Source organism: Sorangium sp. So ce887 (assembly GCF_051521455.1).
Classification (GTDB): Bacteria; Myxococcota_A; Polyangia; order Polyangiales; family Polyangiaceae; genus Sorangium.
Map to the genome: position 1 here is coordinate 2,174,679 of NZ_CP150354.1, position 16,809 is coordinate 2,191,487.

Genomic DNA, 16,809 nt, shown 5'->3' on the forward strand with positions numbered 1-16,809 from the left:
GTCTCGCGCGCGGCAGGGGGCGCGGTTACTCGGTGAGGATGACTCCGCGGTCGGTCGCGTACTGCGTCCACGCGGCGGCGAGCTCGGCCGCCACCTCCGGATGAGCCGCGGATACGTCGTTGATCTCGCCGCGGTCGGTGGCCAGATCGTACAGCGTCCAGGCGCGCGGCGTCGGGCCATGAGGCGCGCCGAGCCACAGCAGCTTCCAGTTGTCGCGGATCACGTAGCGGTGGTTGCCATGCTCCCAGATCAACCTCTCACCGGGCGCGCGCACGCTGGTCGCCCGATCTTCGAGCGCCGGCAGGATCGAGTGCCCGCTGATCGGCTCGACGGCCCTGTCCTTGTAGGTGCTCCCCGGATCGGGCACACCGGCCAGCTCGAGCACGGTCGGCAGAAAATCGATCACGTGCGTGGTTCCGTCGAACTGCGGCTTGGCCTGGTGCTGTCCCGGCAGCCGTGCGATGGCCGGAACGGCGATGCCGCCTTCGGTCGTGTAGCTCTTCCACAGCCGGAACGGCGTGGCGCTCACCTCGGCCCAGCGGGGGCCGACGCCGATGTACGAACCCGGTCGACCGAGGTTCTCGAGTGTGTTCACCACCGGCCCGGAGCGGCTCGGGTCGCTGGCGGCGAAGCCCTCGCGACTGCCGCCTTCCGCGCCGTTGTCGGACTGGAAGAAGATGAAGGTGTTCTCGTACTCGCCGACCCGCTTGAGGTACTGGATCAACCTGCCGATGTTGGCGTCGAGGTTCTCGACCATGGCGGCGTAGATCTCCATGCGCCGCGCTTCGTAGATCCTCTCCTCCGGCGCCAGCTCTTCCCAGGTCTTCGGGTTGCTGCCGCCGCTCGGCAAGCGGGGATTCGGCGTGAACGATTCGGGGATGACGCCGCGGCTCTTGAGCCGCTCGAGGCGCTGCTCGCGGATGGCGTCGTAGCCCGCGTCGTAGCGGCCGCGGTACCTGTCGATGTACTCGGGCGGAGCCTGAAGCGGCCAGTGCGGCGTGGTGTACGTCGCGAACGCGAAGAACGGCTTGCCGTCGGCGCGGTTGCTCTCGATGTACTGGATGAGCTTGTCCGTGTAGAGCTCGGTCGCGTAGAAGCCGCGCGGCGGCTGCGTGTACACACCGTCCTCGCGATAGAGCCGAGTCTGCGCGGTCGTCGGTGGGTCGAGGTACTCGTTGAAGAACGTCGCCACGCCGCCGAGCAGGACGTACGATTTCTCGAAGCCGCGCGCCGCCGGACTCTGATCCTCCTCGTCGCCGAGGTGCCACTTGCCGGCGATGTACGTATGGTAACCGGCGTCTTTCAGGAGCTCGGCCACGGACAGCGCGTTGCCGGTCAGGTGGCCCTCGTAGCCGGGCTGCCCTGCTTGCGGTCCACTGCCACCGCCCATGCGGCCCAGCCCGACGGAGTGGCTATAGGTGCCGGAGACCAGCATCGCGCGGGTCGGCGCGCACAGCGATCCGGAGCGGTGCCCGGTGAGGATGCGGCCTTCGGCGGCGAGTGTATCGAGGTTCGGGGTGCTGATCTCGCCGCCGAACGCGCCGAGGTCCGAGAAGCCGAGATCGTCGGCCACGATCGTGACGATGTTGGGCAACTCGGCGCCCGTACCGCCCCCGCCCGTACCGCCCCCGCCCGCAGCACCTCCGCCCCCGCCCGCACCGCCCGAGCCCGCAGCACCTCCGGCCCCGGCAGCGCCGCCCGAGCCCGCAGCACCGCCGGCCCCGGCAGCGCCGCCCGAGCCCGCAGCACCGCCGGCCCCGGCAGCGCCGCCCGAGCCCGCAGCACCGCCGGCGCCTTCGCCCGCCGCGCCAGCTTCGCCGGAGCTGCCTCCGCCGCCGGCGCCGCCCGTGGCGTTGCCGGTGCTGCTCGTGGAACCGCCCGACCCGCCGCTCGAGCTGCCGGTCCGACCGGCGCTGCCACCGCTGCCCGCGTCGTCGTCGCTCTCGCAGCCGATCGGGCCGAGTAGCGTGGCGAACAACCAGGGCCCGCTCGCGAGCGCCGAACCAATCCACCGGTGACGTTCGAAGAACCGCTTCATACCTGTCTCCTTGGGGAGTGCTGGAAGCGCCGCATGCCGGAGTCGAACGTCGTCGGAAGCGAGGTTCCGCCGTCCTCCCGAAGGGACGCCTCGGTTCGCGCACCGACAAAAGCTCGGCCGGGCGCGCCACGAGAAGGGCGGACTCTGACGGTGATGAGCCCCGTGGCTCGGCCGTCACGACGAACGGCAGCGTGACGCGTCGCCGTGGACGCGGGTGCGCTGCCTCGCTGTTCTCCTCGCCGCAGCTCGCGCCGCGGCGCATGCGGCTAACTACAGCAAGAACGACAGGTGCTCGTTCGGCAGCACGCGCCTGGGGCCCCCGGGCGGGCACCGAGCGTCCGCGTGGCTACGAGGAAAGGATGCATTCGTCCGTTATGACAGACGACATGGCGTTATACAAGAAAATTCGCGCCAAGGAGCCGTGGATCGACATGCTGAAGGCGTCAACCCGCTCACTGCTGCCTGCTCGTCACGTCGGGCCTCGTGCTGGCGCTCGCATCCCTTGTTGCTCGTCGTCGGCGATGCCGGCGAGGCGCTCACCCCGGCGCCGGCGCCCGAGCACAAGGCACCTGCCATCGAGTCCGTCAACGCGAGAGAAGTTCAAGCCGTGCCCCAGGAATCGTTCGTGAAAACCAGGAACGCGGCGAATCGGCTGGCCAACGTGTGCCCGACAGGAGCCCGGGCCAGGTGGTACGAGGCCGCGCGACGTGGTAAGGGCGCTGGCCGCAGGGTCCGAGCGAGCGCCTGGGTCCTGCTCTCCCAAAATCCCGGAGGATCCGACGGATCGCGAGGGGTCGCCCCTGCGGAATCGTCCTGCCCGTGTCCCGGGCTCCGCTCGGCGGCCTGCGTTCGGTGCTCCTCGGGTGCCGGCGCGCTTGACTCCGACAGGCGGGGGTTCTATTGCATTCGCGCATCTAGATACAGGGATACATGGGTCTTTCCGAGTACATCGAGACGCTGAGCCTCCTCGGGGACGAGAGCCGGATACGGCTGTGCGTGCTCCTCCGCGAGCGCGAGCTGCGGGTGACGGATCTGGTTCGCGTGACGGGCATCGCGCAGTCGCGCGTCTCGACGCACCTCGGGCGGCTCCGCGAGGCAGGGTTCGTCCGCGACAGGCGCCAGGGGCCGCAGTCGTTCTATGCGCTCGCGGTCGATACCCTGCCCGGGACCGCGAAGGCCCTCCTCGATGAGGCCACGAAATCGGCCGACCCGACCCTGGAAGGCGACCAGCGGCGCCTCCTGGAGCTCGACGCCGAGCGGCGCGGTGGCCTCCCGGAGTCCTTCGCCGGCGAGATGGAGAGACACTACTCCCCGGGCCGCACCTGGCAGTCGCTCGCGGTCGGCATCGCCGCGTTGCTCCGCCTCGGCGACGTCCTCGACGTCGGCTCGGGCGACGGCGCGGCGGCCGGCTCGCTCGCGCCTTACTGCCGCTCGCTCACCTGCATCGACTCGAGCAGCCGGATGATCGCGGCCGCGAAAGAGCGATTCTCGACCCAGCCCCACGTCCGCGTCCAGGTCGCCGATGTCCACGATCTGCCGTTCCGAAAGGCCTCCTTCGACTCGGTCCTCGTGTTTCACACGCTGACCTACGCCGAGCAGCCGCCGCAGGCGCTGGAAGAGTGCGCCCGCGTGCTCCGCCCAGGCGGACGGCTGGTGATCCTGTCGCTCGACGCGCACCAGCAGCGGGAGGTCACCGCGCCCTACGGCGAGCGCCACCCCGGCTTCTCGCCCTCCGACCTCCGCGCCATGCTCACCCGCGCGAGGCTCGATGTCGTCGTGTCCGACGTCGCCTGCCGCGAGGCGAAGAAGCCACATTTTCAGGTCGTGCTCGCCATCGCCGACAAGCCGACCCCGGATCCCTCCAAGAGCGCCAAGCGAGGCTGATCATGATGTCCAACAACCCCACGCCTCCCCTTCATCCACTCCAGAAGCTCCTCCAGCGCCGCATCGCCATCATCGACGGGGCGATGGGGACGACCATCCGCACCTACGGGATGAAGGAGGCGGACATCCGGGGCAAGCGATTCGCGGATTCGAAGAAAGACCTGCTGAACAACGGCGATCTGTTCACGCTCACGCAGCCGGAGATGATCTGCGATATCCACCGGCGGTTCCTCGAGGCCGGCGCGGACATCATCGAGACGAACACCTTCGGCGCGACGAGCATCACCCAGAGCGAGTTCTTCGTGGACGACCCGCGGGAGCACGGCGGGCGGAAAGATCCAGCCTTTTATCAAAGGATCATCGACGACCCGTTCCTCAACGACCTCTCCTGGGAGATCAACGAACAGTCCGCGCGGCAGTGCCGCGAGTGGGCGGATCGCGTGGCGAACGTCGACGGGCGGCAGCGGTTCGTCGCGGGCGCCATCGGCCCGCTCACCGTCTCCCTGTCCAACTCCCCGGACGCCGACGACTCCGGTTTCCGCGTCGTGACGTTCGATCAGGTGAAGGAAGCGTACGTCCACCAGATCCGCGCCTTGATCGCCGGCGGCTCCGACGTGCTGCTCGTCGAGACCATCTTCGACTCGCTCAACGCGAAGGCCGCGCTCGTCGCCATTCGAGAGGTGTTCGACAAGGACGGCAAGACCCTGCCGGTGATGATCTCGGCGGCGGTCGGGCGCGGCGGAGAGACGATGATCTCGGCGCAGACGGTCGAGGCATTCTGGACCGCGGTGAAGCACGTGAACCCGCTCGCCGTCGGGCTGAACTGCTCGCTCGGCCCGGACCTGATGTATCCGTTCCTGTCCGAGCTCTCGGAGAAGTCCAGCGCCGCGATCTCCTGCTACCCGAACGCCGGCCTGCCCAACCCGCTCTCGCCCACGGGCTTCGATCTGGAGCCGCCGGACATGGCGCGCCACATCAGCGGCTTCGTGGAGGCGGGCCTCCTCAACATCGCCGGCGGCTGCTGCGGCAACACGCCCGAGCACATCGCGGCCATCGCCAAGGCGCTCGCCGGCAAGCCCCCGCGCGCCCTCACCCCCAAGGCCTCCCCTGACACCTCGCCCGGCGGCGCGCCCTCGTCCGGCCCGCCGCTCCCCCTGCGCCTGTCCGGCTCGCAGCCGTTCACGCAGCAGCCCGGCGTTTACATGATCCTGGGCGAGCGCACAAACGTCTCCGGGTCGCCGAAGTTCGCGAAGCTCATCAAGGAAGGGAAGTTCGAAGAAGCGGTGAGCGTGGCGCGCCAGCAGGTCGAGAACGGCGCCAACGTCATCGATATCTGCATGGACGAGGGCATGATCGACGGCGTCTCCGCGATGACGCGCTTCTTGCTGCTCCTGGCCAGCGAGCCCGAGGTGGCGAAGGTCCCGTTCATGGTGGACTCGTCGAAATGGGAGGTCATCGAGGCAGGCCTCAGGTGCATGCAAGGCAAGGGCATCGTGAACTCCATCTCCCTCAAGGAGGGTGAGGCGAAGTTCCGCGAGAACGCGAGGACCATCCTCAAGTACGGCGCCGCCGTCGTGGTCATGGCCTTCGACGAGCAGGGGCAGGCCGCCACCTACGAGGACAAGATCCGGATCTGCAAGCGCGCGTATGACATCCTCGTCGACGAGGTGGGGTTTCCTCCCGAGGACATCATCTTCGATCCGAACATCCTCACGGTCGCCACCGGCATGGAGGAGCACAACAACTACGCCGTCGACTTCATCGAGGCCACCCGCTGGATCAAGGGGAACCTGCCGCACGCCAAGGTCAGCGGCGGCGTGTCGAACATCTCGTTCAGCTTTCGCGGCAACAACCGGGTGCGCGAGGCCATGCACTCGGCGTTCCTCTACCATGCCATCCAGGCCGGCATGGACATGGGCATCGTCAACGCGGGCATGCTCGAGGTGTACGAGGAGATCGAGCCGGAGCTCCGCGAGCTCGTCGAGGACGTCCTGCTCAACCGGCGTCCGGACGCCACGGAGCGGCTGGTCGATTTCGGCGAAGCGCTGAAGGCCAAGAGCGCCGGCGCCACCGCGACCGAGAAGAAAGAAGAGGAGTGGCGCAAAGGCACCGTCGAGGAGCGGCTGTCGTACGCGCTGGTCAAGGGCATCGACACGTACATCGATGTCGACACCGAGGACGCGCGCGCCAAGCTCGGTCGCCCGCTCTCCGTGATCGAGGGCCCGCTGATGGATGGAATGGGCGTCGTCGGAGATCTCTTCGGCGCCGGCAAGATGTTCCTGCCGCAGGTGGTGAAATCGGCGCGCGTGATGAAGAAGGCCGTCGCGTACCTCACGCCGTTCATGGAGGCGGAGAAGGCGGCGATGGCCGCCGCTGGACAGGACGTGAAGGCGCAGGGGAAGATCGTCCTCGCCACGGTGAAGGGCGATGTCCACGACATCGGCAAGAACATCGTGGGCGTCGTGCTCGCGTGCAACAATTACGAGGTGATCGACATGGGCGTCATGGTCCCGTGCGAGAAGATCCTCGAGCGCGCCAGGCAGGAGAAGGCGGATCTGATCGGCCTGAGCGGGCTGATCACGCCGTCGCTCGACGAGATGATCCACGTCGCCCGCGAGATGGAGCGGCAGAACTTCAAGCTGCCGCTCTTGATCGGCGGGGCGACGACCAGCAAGGCGCACACCGCCGTGAAGGTGGCCCCGCATTACAGCGAGCCGGTCGTGCATGTGGTCGACGCGAGCCGCGCCGTGCCCGTCACGACGAGCCTCCTGAGCGAGGAGGGCAAGCCGGCGTTCGTCGCCCAGCACCGCGCCGAGTACGAGAGGCTCCGGCAGATTCACAGGGCGCCGAAGCACAAGCTGGTCCCCATCGAGGCCGCGCGCGCGAACCGGACGCGGATCGAATGGCGCGCCGAGGACCTGCCGGTGCCCGAGTTCACCGGCGCGCGCGTGCTCGAGGACTTCCCGCTCGCCACCTTGCGCGAGTACATCGACTGGACGCCGTTCTTTCACACGTGGGAGCTGAAGGGCGTCTATCCGCGGATCCTGGAGCACGCCAAATACGGCGAGCAAGCGCGCCAGCTCTTCTCCGAGGCGAACGCGCTGCTCGACAGGATCATCGAGGAGAAGCTGCTGACGGCGCGCGGCGTGTATGGCTTCTTCGCCGCGAGCGCCGTGGGCGACGACGTGGAGGTTTACACGGACGGGACGCGCAAGGCGGTGCTCGATCGATTTCACTTCCTGCGCCAGCAGACGGCGAAGGAGAACGGCGAGCCGAACCGGTCGCTCGTGGATTTCATCGCGCCCAAGGAGACGGGCCTCCCGGACCACATCGCCGGCTTCGCGGTGACCTCCGGGATCGGCCTGAAGGCGCTGTGCGAGCGGTTCAGGGCGAGCTACGACGACTACAACGCCATCATGGCCGAGGCGATCGCGGATCGCCTGGCCGAGGCGTTCGCCGAGTGCCTTCACAAGCGGGTGCGCGACGAGTGGGGCTATGGCCGGCAGGAGGACCTGACCAAGAGCGAGCTCATCGAGGAGAAATACCGCGGCATCAGGCCCGCGGCGGGGTACCCTGCGTGCCCGGATCACACCGAGAAGGGCACGCTCTGGCGGCTGCTCGACGTCGAGAAGAACACCGGCATCCAGATCACCGAGTCGTTCGCGATGTGGCCCGGCTCCAGCGTGAGCGGCCTGTATTTCGCGCACCCGCAGGCCCGGTACTTCAGCCTGGGAAAGATCGATCGTGACCAGGTGGTCGACTACCACGTGCGCAAGGGCATGACCGTCGCTGAGGTCGAGCGCTGGCTCGGCCAGAATCTCAACTACGACGCTTCAAGCTAGAACACCAATCATGTTGAAATCCCGAGAATTTTCACAGGGAGGCGAGGAGGCGGGGAGGAAGAAAAAAAAGAATCTCTCCCTCTCGCCGTCTCTCGCTCCCCGCCTCCTCGCCTCCCTGTGAAAATTCCTGCTTTTTTCGGGGTTTCAGCCCGTTTGTCGCTCTAGCACCTCTGGGCGCGAAAGAAGCTGACGGTTCAGGTCGAGCCGGTCCGCGCGTTTCATCCTCATCTCCGGCGCCGGCGGTCCCGCCGGTGTGGAGCTCGGACATCCGTCCGTCCCCGCCGCGCGCGACGAACAGGGCCTCTTCGCTCTTCGGGCGGCGGGGCAGCTCGGCATGACCTCGCCCGCCGGTGTGCAGCCCGAGCCCAGCGGCCTGCTCACCCGCGATCCCGGCCCTCGCGCGCAGTGCAGTTTGCACCGGTCGACCCCGCCAACACCTCCTGGCCCCGCGCTTGTATCCGCGTCTCGCTCAGTCCAGCGGCGGGTCGGTTCGACCCGCGAGAGACGCGGGGGAGTTCATGGATCGGTCGGCGGGCGCGCCCCTCTGCGGGCGCCTCTCGCTGCGCCCGCTCGCCGAGCGGCCGCGGTGCAGCATCATCATTCCCTGTTACAACGAGGAGCGCTACATCGAGGACGTCCTCCGCTGTGCCCTGAAGCAGCGTTATCCACCCGATCTTCTCGAGATCTTCGTCGTCGACGGCGGCTCGAGCGACAGGACGCGCGAGATCGTCGCCCGCGTCGCGGCGGAGGACCCGCGCGTGACGCTCCTCCACAACCCAGCCCGGATCCAGGCCGCGGCGATGAACCTCGGTATTCGCCGATCGCGAGGCGACGTGATCGTCCGGATGGACGCGCACGCCGACTACGCCGGCGACTACGTGGCCGCGTCGGTCGCCGCGCTCCGGAGGACCGGCGCGCTCAACGCGGGCGGCGCGGCGCGGCCGCGCCACAGGAACGGCTTTCAGCGGGCGCTCTGCGCTGCGCTCTCGAGCCCCCTCGGCGTGGGCGGCTCGGCCTACCGCGACCCGTCGCGCGAGGGATTCGTCGAGTCCGTCTTCAACGGGGCCTTCCGGCGCGAGGCGTTCGAGATCGCCGGCCTCTACGACCCGGCCGCGATCACCAACGAGGACGCCGAGCTCAACCAGCGCATCATCGAGGCCGGCGGCGCGGTCTACCTGTCCCGGGAGATCGTCGCGTACTACTATCCGCGCTCGTCCCTCCCGGCGCTCGCGCGGCAGTATTTCGCCTACGGCAAGGGGCGCGCCCGCACGCTGCTCCGCCGCCGGAGGCTCCTGTCGCTCCGGCCGATGCTGCCGTTCTTCCTCGTGACGGCCCTCGCGCTGCTCGCGCTCGCGTCCGCGCTCCTGCCGTCCGTCCGCCCCGCGCTCGCGCTCGCGTCGCTCGCCTACGCCGCGCTCGTGATCGCGGCGTCGCTCCGGCTCGCGCTGCGCGCCTCGCCCCGCGATTTCCCCTGGCTCTGCGCCATCTTCCCCACGTTGCACGCCGCGCACGGGCTCGGGTTCTGGGCCGGCCTGCTCCGCGGCGCGCGCGACCGCGCTGGACGGCGCGCGGAAGGCCGCCTGCCGACCTCGTGATGCGCGCGGGCGGCGGCGCGATCGGCGCGGCGATCGCCGGGCGCCGCGGCGCGCGCCGCCGGGGGGCGCGTTGATTGACAGCGCTCGCTTTGGTATGGTCGCGCGGTGAGCGTGCGCGGGATGTCGTTTGCCTCGTTCTCCTCGGTCGCCGCCGGGCTCATCGAGCTGTCCCGCTGGTGCCACGAGCGCGGCTGGACGCCGGCCACGAGCGGCAATTTTTCCGCCCGGCTCAGCGAAGACACCTTCGCGATCACGGCGTCCGGGCGGCCCAAGGGCGCGCTCGGCCAGTCGGACATCGTGGTCGTCAACGCGGAAGGCCGCCTGACAGGACCGTCCGCGGGCCGCCCCTCGGCCGAGACGGCGCTGCACTGCCAGCTCTACCGGCGCTCCAGCGCGATCGGCGCCGTCGCGCACACCCACTCGCGGGCCGCGACGGTGCTCTCGCGCCGGTGCGCGCACGAGGGATACGTGACCCTCGCGGGCTACGAGGTGGCGAAGGCGCTCTCCGGGGTGGCGACGCACGACCGCGCGGTGCTCCTCCCCGTCTTCGTCAACACGCAGGACATCCAGAAGCTGGCCGAGGACGTCGAGGCGTTCATGTCGGCGCACCCGCCGGTGCACGGCTACCTCATCGCGGGCCACGGGCTCTACACGTGGGGCTCGGACATCGCCGACACGATCCAGCATATCGAGGCGCTGGAGTTCATGCTCGACTGTGCGCTTCTGGAAGGGAGGATCTCATGAGCCTGCTGCGGGTTTACCGGGAGAACGATCCCACGAGGGCCGAGGAGCACACGACGTTCGAGGACATCGTCCGCGTCGCCGCCGCGTCGCAGATCCGCTTCGATCGCTGGGCCGCCGAGCGCCCGCTGCCGCCTTCGGCGGCGCCGGAGCAGGTGCTCGAGGCGTACGCCGGCCCGGTGAAGGAGCTCTCCGATGCGTGCGGGTTCGTGACGGCGGACGTGATCTCGGTCTCGCCGAGCACCCCGAATCACGCGGAGATCCGGCGGAAGTTCCTGGACGAGCACATCCATTCCGAGGACGAGGCGCGCTTCTTCGTCGAGGGGCGAGGGCTGTTCTGCATCCACCAGGGGGAGCGCGTGCTCTCGTTCCTCGTCGAGAAGGGCGATCTCATCAGCGTTCCGGCCGGGACGCGGCACTGGTTCGACATGGGGCCGGCGCCCTCGTTCACCTGCATCCGGTGGTTCTCGGACCCGAGGGGGTGGGTCGCCGAGCACACCGGGTCGGACATCGCGTCGCGCTTCCCGCGGCTTTCGGCGTGAGCGTGGCGGCGATCCCTGCGCGCGCGGTGCTCGTCGACATCGAGGGGACCACGACCGACGTGCGCTTCGTCCACGAGACGCTGTTCCCGGTGGCGCGCCGGGATCTGGCCGCGTACGTGTCGGCCCACGCCGGGAGCCCGGAGGTCGAGGCCGCCCGGAGCGCGGTGGCGCGCGAGCGGGGCGCGGGCGAGCAGGCGGTGAGCGACGGCGAGCTCGCGGCGGCGCTGCTCGCGTGGATCGACGAGGATCGCAAGGAGACCACGCTGAAGTCGCTGCAGGGGAAGATCTGGCGCCGCGCCTACGAGTCGGGGGGGCTCCGGAGCCACGTGTACGCGGACGTGGAGCCGGCGCTGCGGCGGTGGCGGGACCTCGGGGTGACGCTCGCCGTGTTCAGCTCCGGGTCGGTCGAGGCGCAGAAGCTCCTGTTCCGGCACACGACCTCGGGGGACCTGACAGGCCTCTTCACGGCGTTCTTCGACACGACGACCGGGCCGAAGCGGGAGGCGGGCGCTTACCAGCGGATCGCGGAGGCGCTCGGGCTGCGCCCGGGAGAGGTGCTGTTCCTGTCCGACGTGGTGGCCGAGCTCGACGCGGCGGCGGCGGCAGGGGCGCGCACGGTGCAGCTGATCCGGCCGGGGACGGCGCGGGAACCGGAGAGCCGGCATCCGGTGGCGGAGCGGTTCGACGAGATCGCGGTGGAGCCGGGGTAACGGGGGGCAAGCCTGGGGGGTGCAGTCACGTGCCCAGCGAGGTCTCCCATGAAGTCGGTAAGTCAGGAAGATCATTAGAGTTTTCTTCCCGCCTCCCCGCCTTCATGTTCAAATGCCTGCACCACCCGAGCCTGCGCTGTGCGACCGCCGCGAGACGGCGCTAGCCTCCCTGCATGTCCGTCACCCTTCCGGCAGTCCGGACGCTGCAGCCCGAGCGCGCCACCCTCGCGGACTGGCTCGCCGAGCCCGACGATCGGGGAGCAGAGCTGCTCCACGGCCGGCTCGTCTACAAGGCGCTCCCGAGCCCGGAGCACGGACGCGCGCAGCGCAAGCTGGGCGCCTTCCTGGACGCGTTCGACGGCCGGCTGGGCGAGGGCGGGCGGCCCGGCGGCTGGCGGCTCTCGACCGAGGTCGACCTCGAGCTCGCCGGCGAGGGGGTGCGGCCCGACCTCGCCGGCTGGCGGCGCGACCGCGTCCCCGCACTCCCCAAGGCACCCCCGGGCGGCGCGGTTGCCGAGCGCCCCGACTGGGTCGCCGAGGTGCTCTCTTCCTCGACCGCCGCCCGCGACCTTGGCGACAAGCGGACCATCTACCACACGGCCGGCGTCGGCCATTACTGGGTCCTCGATCCGGCCAATCGGATCCTGATCGTGTATCGCTGGGCGCACGAAGGCTACCTGTTCACCCTGAGCGCCGGCGCGGGCGCGCCGGCGCGCGCGGAGCCGTTCGAGGCGCTGGAGCTCCGGGTCGGGCTCCTGTTCGGCGACGAGGACGAGCCGGAGGCAGGCGCCTCCCGGCCGTGACAGCGGGCGTGCTCGGCTCACCTCGAGCCGCTGCCGGAAGCGCCGGCGACATCCATCACAGCAGTCCGGCGCCGACCCAGAGCCCGGGCTCGTAGGCCACGAGCGCATCCACGTCGCCCGACGCGAGCAAGAGGAAGTTCACCGGAGAGAGGCCGACGAACAGGTGCGGCGTGATCGGGAACTGTATCCCCCACGCGAAGCGGCCGCCAAAGGCGCCGACGCTCTCGAAGTAGGGTGAGTCGAAGAAGATGCGGTGATAGCCCGGCGTGATCCCGACCGACATCTCGACATGCGAGCCGACGCCCATCACGAGCCGGAGCGGGACGCCGACCGCAATCTGGTGGACGTCGGTCGTCGAGATGCTCCGGAGCTCGACGCCGATCTCGAAGCGGCGCGTCTCGCTCAAGGGGAGGCGCGCGACGACGTCGAGATCCACGGACATCCCGTCCTTGACCGCGAAGCGACCCGGGACGAAGTAGCCGGAGATCCCGAGCGAGAGCGCCATCCGGCGCGCGTTGGCCTCCGCCTGGTGGCCTGTCGCGGGCTGCTCGGCGGCGGGCTCCGGGGGCGTCTCCGGCGAGCGCCCAGGCGGCTGTGCGGCGGCCGCAGGCGAGGGCGGGGGAGACGCGGGATATCCGCCCGCCGGGGGCGGCGGGTACGGGTAGGGCGCGGGATACCCGCCTGCCGGGGGCGGCGGGTACGGATAGGGCGCCGGATACCCGCCTGGCGGGGGAGGCGGGTACGGGTAGGGCGCCGGATATCCGCCTGCCGGTGGCGGCGGGTACGGGTAGGGCGCGGGGTATCCGCCTGCCGGGGGCGGCGCATACGGGTAGGGCGCGGGATACCCGCCTGGCGGGGGAGGCGGGTACGGGTAGGGCGCCGGATACCCGCCTGCCGGTGGCGGCGGGTACGGATAGGGCGCCCGTGCCGGCGGTGGGGTCGGGGCAGGCGGTGCCGAGCTCGCGGCCGTGGGCTTCGCTGCCGCGGGCGACGTGGGGGGCGCCGGCTGGGCCGCGGCCTCGCCCGCGGCGAGGCTCAGCGACGCGAGCGCCATCAGCGCGGGGGCCGCGGCGGCAGCGCCGCGGGGGCCGCGGACCCGGCGCGCGCGCAGGACGGCCGCCGCGAGGCCCAGCAAGAGCGCCAGCGAGACGAGCTGGCCGGTGCTGAGCCCCGCGTACACGCCGCGCCCGGCGTCCCCGCGGAGGAGCTCGATGAAGAACCGGCCGGCGGCGTAGAGCGCGAGCCAGGTCCCGAACGCCCGGCCGTCCCGGTGCCCCCGGACGAGCCAGAGGGCGGCGATCGCGCTCGCCAGCACCCCGAGCGCCGCCTCGTAGAGCTGCGTGGCGTGCACGGGCAGGCTCGGCGCTCCCAGGGGCACCCAGCCGGCCGCAGCGTGGTCCGCCGCCGCGGGGCTGCCGGCGGGAAACCGGACCCCCAGCGCGCCCGCCGTGACGCGGCCGTAGTCGCACCCCGCGAGGAAGCACCCCGTGCGCACGCAGGCGTAGGTGATCCCGAGGCCAGGCACGAGCCGGTCGAGGAACGGGAGCACGGGCGCGCCGCGGCGGAGCAGGACCACGCCGGCGACGAGCACGCCCGCGATGAGGCCTCCGTACGCGGCCCGTCCGGCATGGAGCACCGGGCCCCACGAGCCCCGCGCGAGCGCCTCGGGCGCGGCGCGCAGCGCCTCGAACACGTAGCCGCCGAGGAGCGCGGCGACGTAGCCGCCGAGGAGCGCGCGGCCCTCGACCCCGACGTCGCCCCGGTCCCGGCGCACAAGCCAGAAGAACGCCATCGACCCGAGGAGCCCCGCGACCGCGACCATCACCGCGTAGGTCGGCGAGAGCCACGGCGGCAGGCCGTGGCGCTCCAGCCAGAGCATCACCGCCCCGCTCACGCCCGCCTCCGGATGCGCAGCAGCATGTAGCCCGCGGGCACGAGCAGCCAGAACGCAGGGCCCAGGGGCCCGGGCGCGCCCGGGCGACCTCCTTCCAGGTCGCGCCGGCCGGCGCTCAGGCGGCAGGTCGTCGACGGATCACCGTCCTTGGCGTTCCTGCAGTCCTGGTTGCAATCGCTGCAGTTCTCGTTGCAATCGCTGCAGTTCTGGTTGCAATCGCTGCAGTTCTGGTTGCAATCGCTGCAGTTCTCGTTGCAGCCGGCGACGTCCTCGTTGCAGCCCGAGCAGCCGCCGCCGCAGCTGCCGCAGTCGCTCGATCCGGTCGAGCTGCTCGGCGCGCTGGTCGGGATGCCGGACGACACGGTCGGCTTGCCGTACTGGAGACAGCGATCGAGCACGGCCATGCAGCCCGCGTCCGTGGCGAAGGCGAGCGCGCCGTCGCGGCCCGCGATCGGCAGCGCGGCGCACGCGCCGCTGCCCGCGGAGAGGACGCACTCTTTCACCCCCTCGATGCTCATCAGCGCGAGCACGCAGAGCGCCTCGGCGTTCAGCGCGTCGGCGTTGACCCACGCGCACTCCGCCTGCGCGTCGGCGAACTGCGGGTCGGTGCGCTCGTGCTCGCAGGACCCGGCCGGGGCGCAGGTGCACACGTCCCGCACGCCGGCGGCGCACTCGGCGATCGAGCCGGGGAGGTGATACGGGTTGGCGCGCACCGACTTCGGCTCGATCCGGGGGAGCTCGGGCAGCGCGACGGCGCCGCCCGGGGGGCCGGAGGGCGGGGGCGCGTCCGAGGGCGAGAGGGCGCTCAGCGCGACCAGCCACGCGGCGTTGACGTACACCGCGCGATCCTGGGCGACCACGCCCGCCGGCAGCCCGGTGACGCGGATGAGGTCGCGCGCGCCCGCGCGCCGCGCGAGATCCGCCACGATCTCGCCGGCCCGGCCGTCGAGCGCCGCGTCCTCGAGCCCTGCGGTCTCCGGCGACGCCGGCTGCCCCGCGAGGACGGGCCGGGCGAGCGGCCCGTCGGACCCGCGCTCCGCCGCGAGGGAGCGGAGCACGAACCCCTCCGCGGACGGCTCCAGCGCGCCGAGGACGATCGCGTCCTCCCCGAGCTCCTCCCGCGCCGCGTCCGCGCTGCGGACCAGCGCCGGGACGCTCGCGATCTCGGCGCCGGGGATCGCCGTCTCCTCTTCCTGCGCGCGGTGCGCCTCCTCCAGCCGCACCGCGACGTCGTGGAGGGCCTCCTCGGGCAAGGCCGCGAGGACCTCCGGCGCGGCGCTCAGCGCGTCGCGCAGCGGCAGCCCCTCGTAAGGCGGCGTCTCGGCGCTGCACGCGCCGAGCGCGGAGATCGCGAGGAGCACGGCGGTACGGCGTATCGCGCTCTCGATGACGATGTTCGTTCGCATGCCCCCCAGCTCTCGCCTCCTGCGAGCCCGCGGAGCCTGACGGGAGTCGCCGCCCTTGCTGCGCGAGCGGGCGCATCGCGCCGGTGAAGACACCGCCTCGAGGAGACCAGCAGAGACTGCCAGAACGAAAGGCGCTGGCCAAGGCCCATGGGGCGAGCGGAGAGGCGCGATGTCGCGCGAAGGCGAGAGGCCTTACGGCGGACGTCATCCGACATCAGGGGGGCTCGCCAGCGTGGTGAGACAGGGGTGCGCGCGGTCAGCCTCCTCTCCAGGTCAGAACCGCCTCCCCGGAGCTCGTGCGCTCGCTCGCGGGGCTGATTGAGAGGGAAGGACCTCGACCTCGAGCGCCGGGAGAGCCTCGTTCGCGACGGCAAGGGCGGGAAGGATCGAATCACGAGGCTGCCGCTCTGCCTGGTCCCCCCGTTCCGCCATCACCTCACCGCCGTGCGCGCCCAGCACGCCGCCGAGGTCGCGGCCGGCGCCGGCTGGGTGGCCCTCCCCGACGCCATGGGAAGCAGGTATCCGAACGCCGGCCGGGAATGTCCCTGGCCATGGGTCTTCCCCGCGACGCGCCCCTATCGCGACAGGGAGACAGGTCAGCTCCGGCGGCATCCTCTGCACGAGAATGGTGCGCCAGCGCGTGGTGCGAGAGGCCGCCCTCGCCGCCGGTCGATCGAGGCGCGCGAGCTGCCACACCCTGCGTCACGCCTTCGCCATGCACCTGCTGGAAGCCGGCTATGACATCCGCACGATCCAGGAATTCCTCGGCCACCGCGACGTGAGCACGACGAGGATCTACACCCACGTGCTGAACCGCGGCAGCCTGGCCGTCCGCAGCCCCCTCGACGGCCCCTTTGGTCCGAGGTTGTGAACGGACCGGGTTGTGTCCGGCAACATCCTGATGAGGCGGCCGCACCGTGTTACCCAAGCGCGATGCGGCGCGATGCGGCACGACGCCTCCGGCTGCGCGTCCGCCGCGCCCCTTCCAGGCGCCCCCGGCCCCCCCGGAAAGACGGCGGCTGTCGCCGGTGCTGGACGGATCTGCCCTATGGCGCTGGACAGCATCTGGGCCTTGCGGCGCAGAGCCGATCCGTGAGACTTTCCGCGAGGGAGGTCACAAACGGCGACGATCTAGACAGACCTGGTCCGGCGGCTTCGGTTGACCAATCGACTGATAGTTAGGCCGCTCTAAACATATCGGTGTTACCATGGATAGATGCATTAGATGTGACGGAGAGCTAGAGAAAGGCTTCATGCTCGACCGGGGTGACGGTGACATCACCAGTCAGGCCGAATGGGCGAGCGGTGCTCCCAATACCTCATTTTGGCGGTTCTCTGCCGTTCAATCCGGCAA

11 protein-coding genes are annotated in these 16,809 nt (G+C 70.7%); 8 read left to right on the top strand and 3 right to left on the bottom strand.

Annotated elements, in window-relative coordinates; translation table 11 throughout:
- Window positions 1-25: 25 nt before the first annotated feature.
- The gene (locus WMF36_RS08170; protein ID WP_437579049.1) at window positions 26-2,038 is read right to left on the bottom strand and encodes an arylsulfatase; all 2,013 of its coding nucleotides are present in this window, start codon (window positions 2,036-2,038) and stop codon (window positions 26-28) included.
- Between the two features lie 930 nt (window positions 2,039-2,968).
- Here WMF36_RS08170 and WMF36_RS08175 point away from each other — a divergent pair.
- From WMF36_RS08175 to WMF36_RS08205, 7 genes are all read left to right on the top strand, one after another.
- A complete protein-coding gene (locus tag WMF36_RS08175) occupies window positions 2,969-3,922 on the top strand; it encodes an ArsR/SmtB family transcription factor (RefSeq protein WP_437579050.1) in 954 nt (317 codons plus the stop codon).
- 2 nt (window positions 3,923-3,924) lie between these two features.
- Window positions 3,925-7,764: a methionine synthase gene (gene metH, locus WMF36_RS08180; RefSeq protein WP_437579051.1), complete on the top strand. Its 3,840-nt coding sequence runs from the start codon at window positions 3,925-3,927 to the stop codon at window positions 7,762-7,764.
- A gap of 518 nt (window positions 7,765-8,282) precedes the next feature.
- A complete protein-coding gene (locus WMF36_RS08185; RefSeq protein WP_437579052.1) occupies window positions 8,283-9,359 on the top strand; it encodes a glycosyltransferase family 2 protein in 1,077 nt (358 codons plus the stop codon).
- Between the two features lie 105 nt (window positions 9,360-9,464).
- The gene (locus WMF36_RS08190) at window positions 9,465-10,103 is read left to right on the top strand and encodes a methylthioribulose 1-phosphate dehydratase (protein WP_437579053.1); all 639 of its coding nucleotides are present in this window, start codon (window positions 9,465-9,467) and stop codon (window positions 10,101-10,103) included.
- Entirely contained in the window at window positions 10,100-10,642 is a 543-nt protein-coding gene (locus WMF36_RS08195; RefSeq protein ID WP_437579054.1) for a 1,2-dihydroxy-3-keto-5-methylthiopentene dioxygenase, read from the top strand. The genes WMF36_RS08190 and WMF36_RS08195 overlap by 4 nt, the downstream gene beginning before the upstream one ends.
- A gap of 2 nt (window positions 10,643-10,644) precedes the next feature.
- Complete coding sequence (gene mtnC, locus WMF36_RS08200) at window positions 10,645-11,352, top strand: acireductone synthase (RefSeq protein ID WP_437581869.1); 708 nt, start codon at window positions 10,645-10,647, stop codon at window positions 11,350-11,352.
- A gap of 173 nt (window positions 11,353-11,525) precedes the next feature.
- Complete coding sequence (locus WMF36_RS08205; RefSeq protein ID WP_437579055.1) at window positions 11,526-12,155, top strand: Uma2 family endonuclease; 630 nt, start codon at window positions 11,526-11,528, stop codon at window positions 12,153-12,155.
- 55 nt (window positions 12,156-12,210) lie between these two features.
- On the opposite strand, the gene WMF36_RS08210 is transcribed toward WMF36_RS08205, so the two are convergent.
- Together WMF36_RS08210 and WMF36_RS08215 are read right to left on the bottom strand one after the other, a co-directional pair.
- A complete protein-coding gene (locus tag WMF36_RS08210; protein ID WP_437579056.1) occupies window positions 12,211-14,049 on the bottom strand; it encodes a prolipoprotein diacylglyceryl transferase in 1,839 nt (612 codons plus the stop codon).
- Window positions 14,046-15,455 (bottom strand): hypothetical protein, encoded by a 1,410-nt coding sequence (locus tag WMF36_RS08215; protein ID WP_437579057.1) that lies wholly within the window; start codon window positions 15,453-15,455, stop codon window positions 14,046-14,048. Before WMF36_RS08215 ends, WMF36_RS08210 begins: the two co-directional genes overlap by 4 nt.
- Before the next feature lie 625 nt (window positions 15,456-16,080).
- Here WMF36_RS08215 and WMF36_RS08220 point away from each other — a divergent pair.
- Window positions 16,081-16,326, top strand: coding sequence for a tyrosine-type recombinase/integrase (locus WMF36_RS08220; RefSeq protein WP_437579058.1), 246 nt, complete (start codon window positions 16,081-16,083; stop codon window positions 16,324-16,326).
- Window positions 16,327-16,809: the final 483 nt, after the last annotated feature.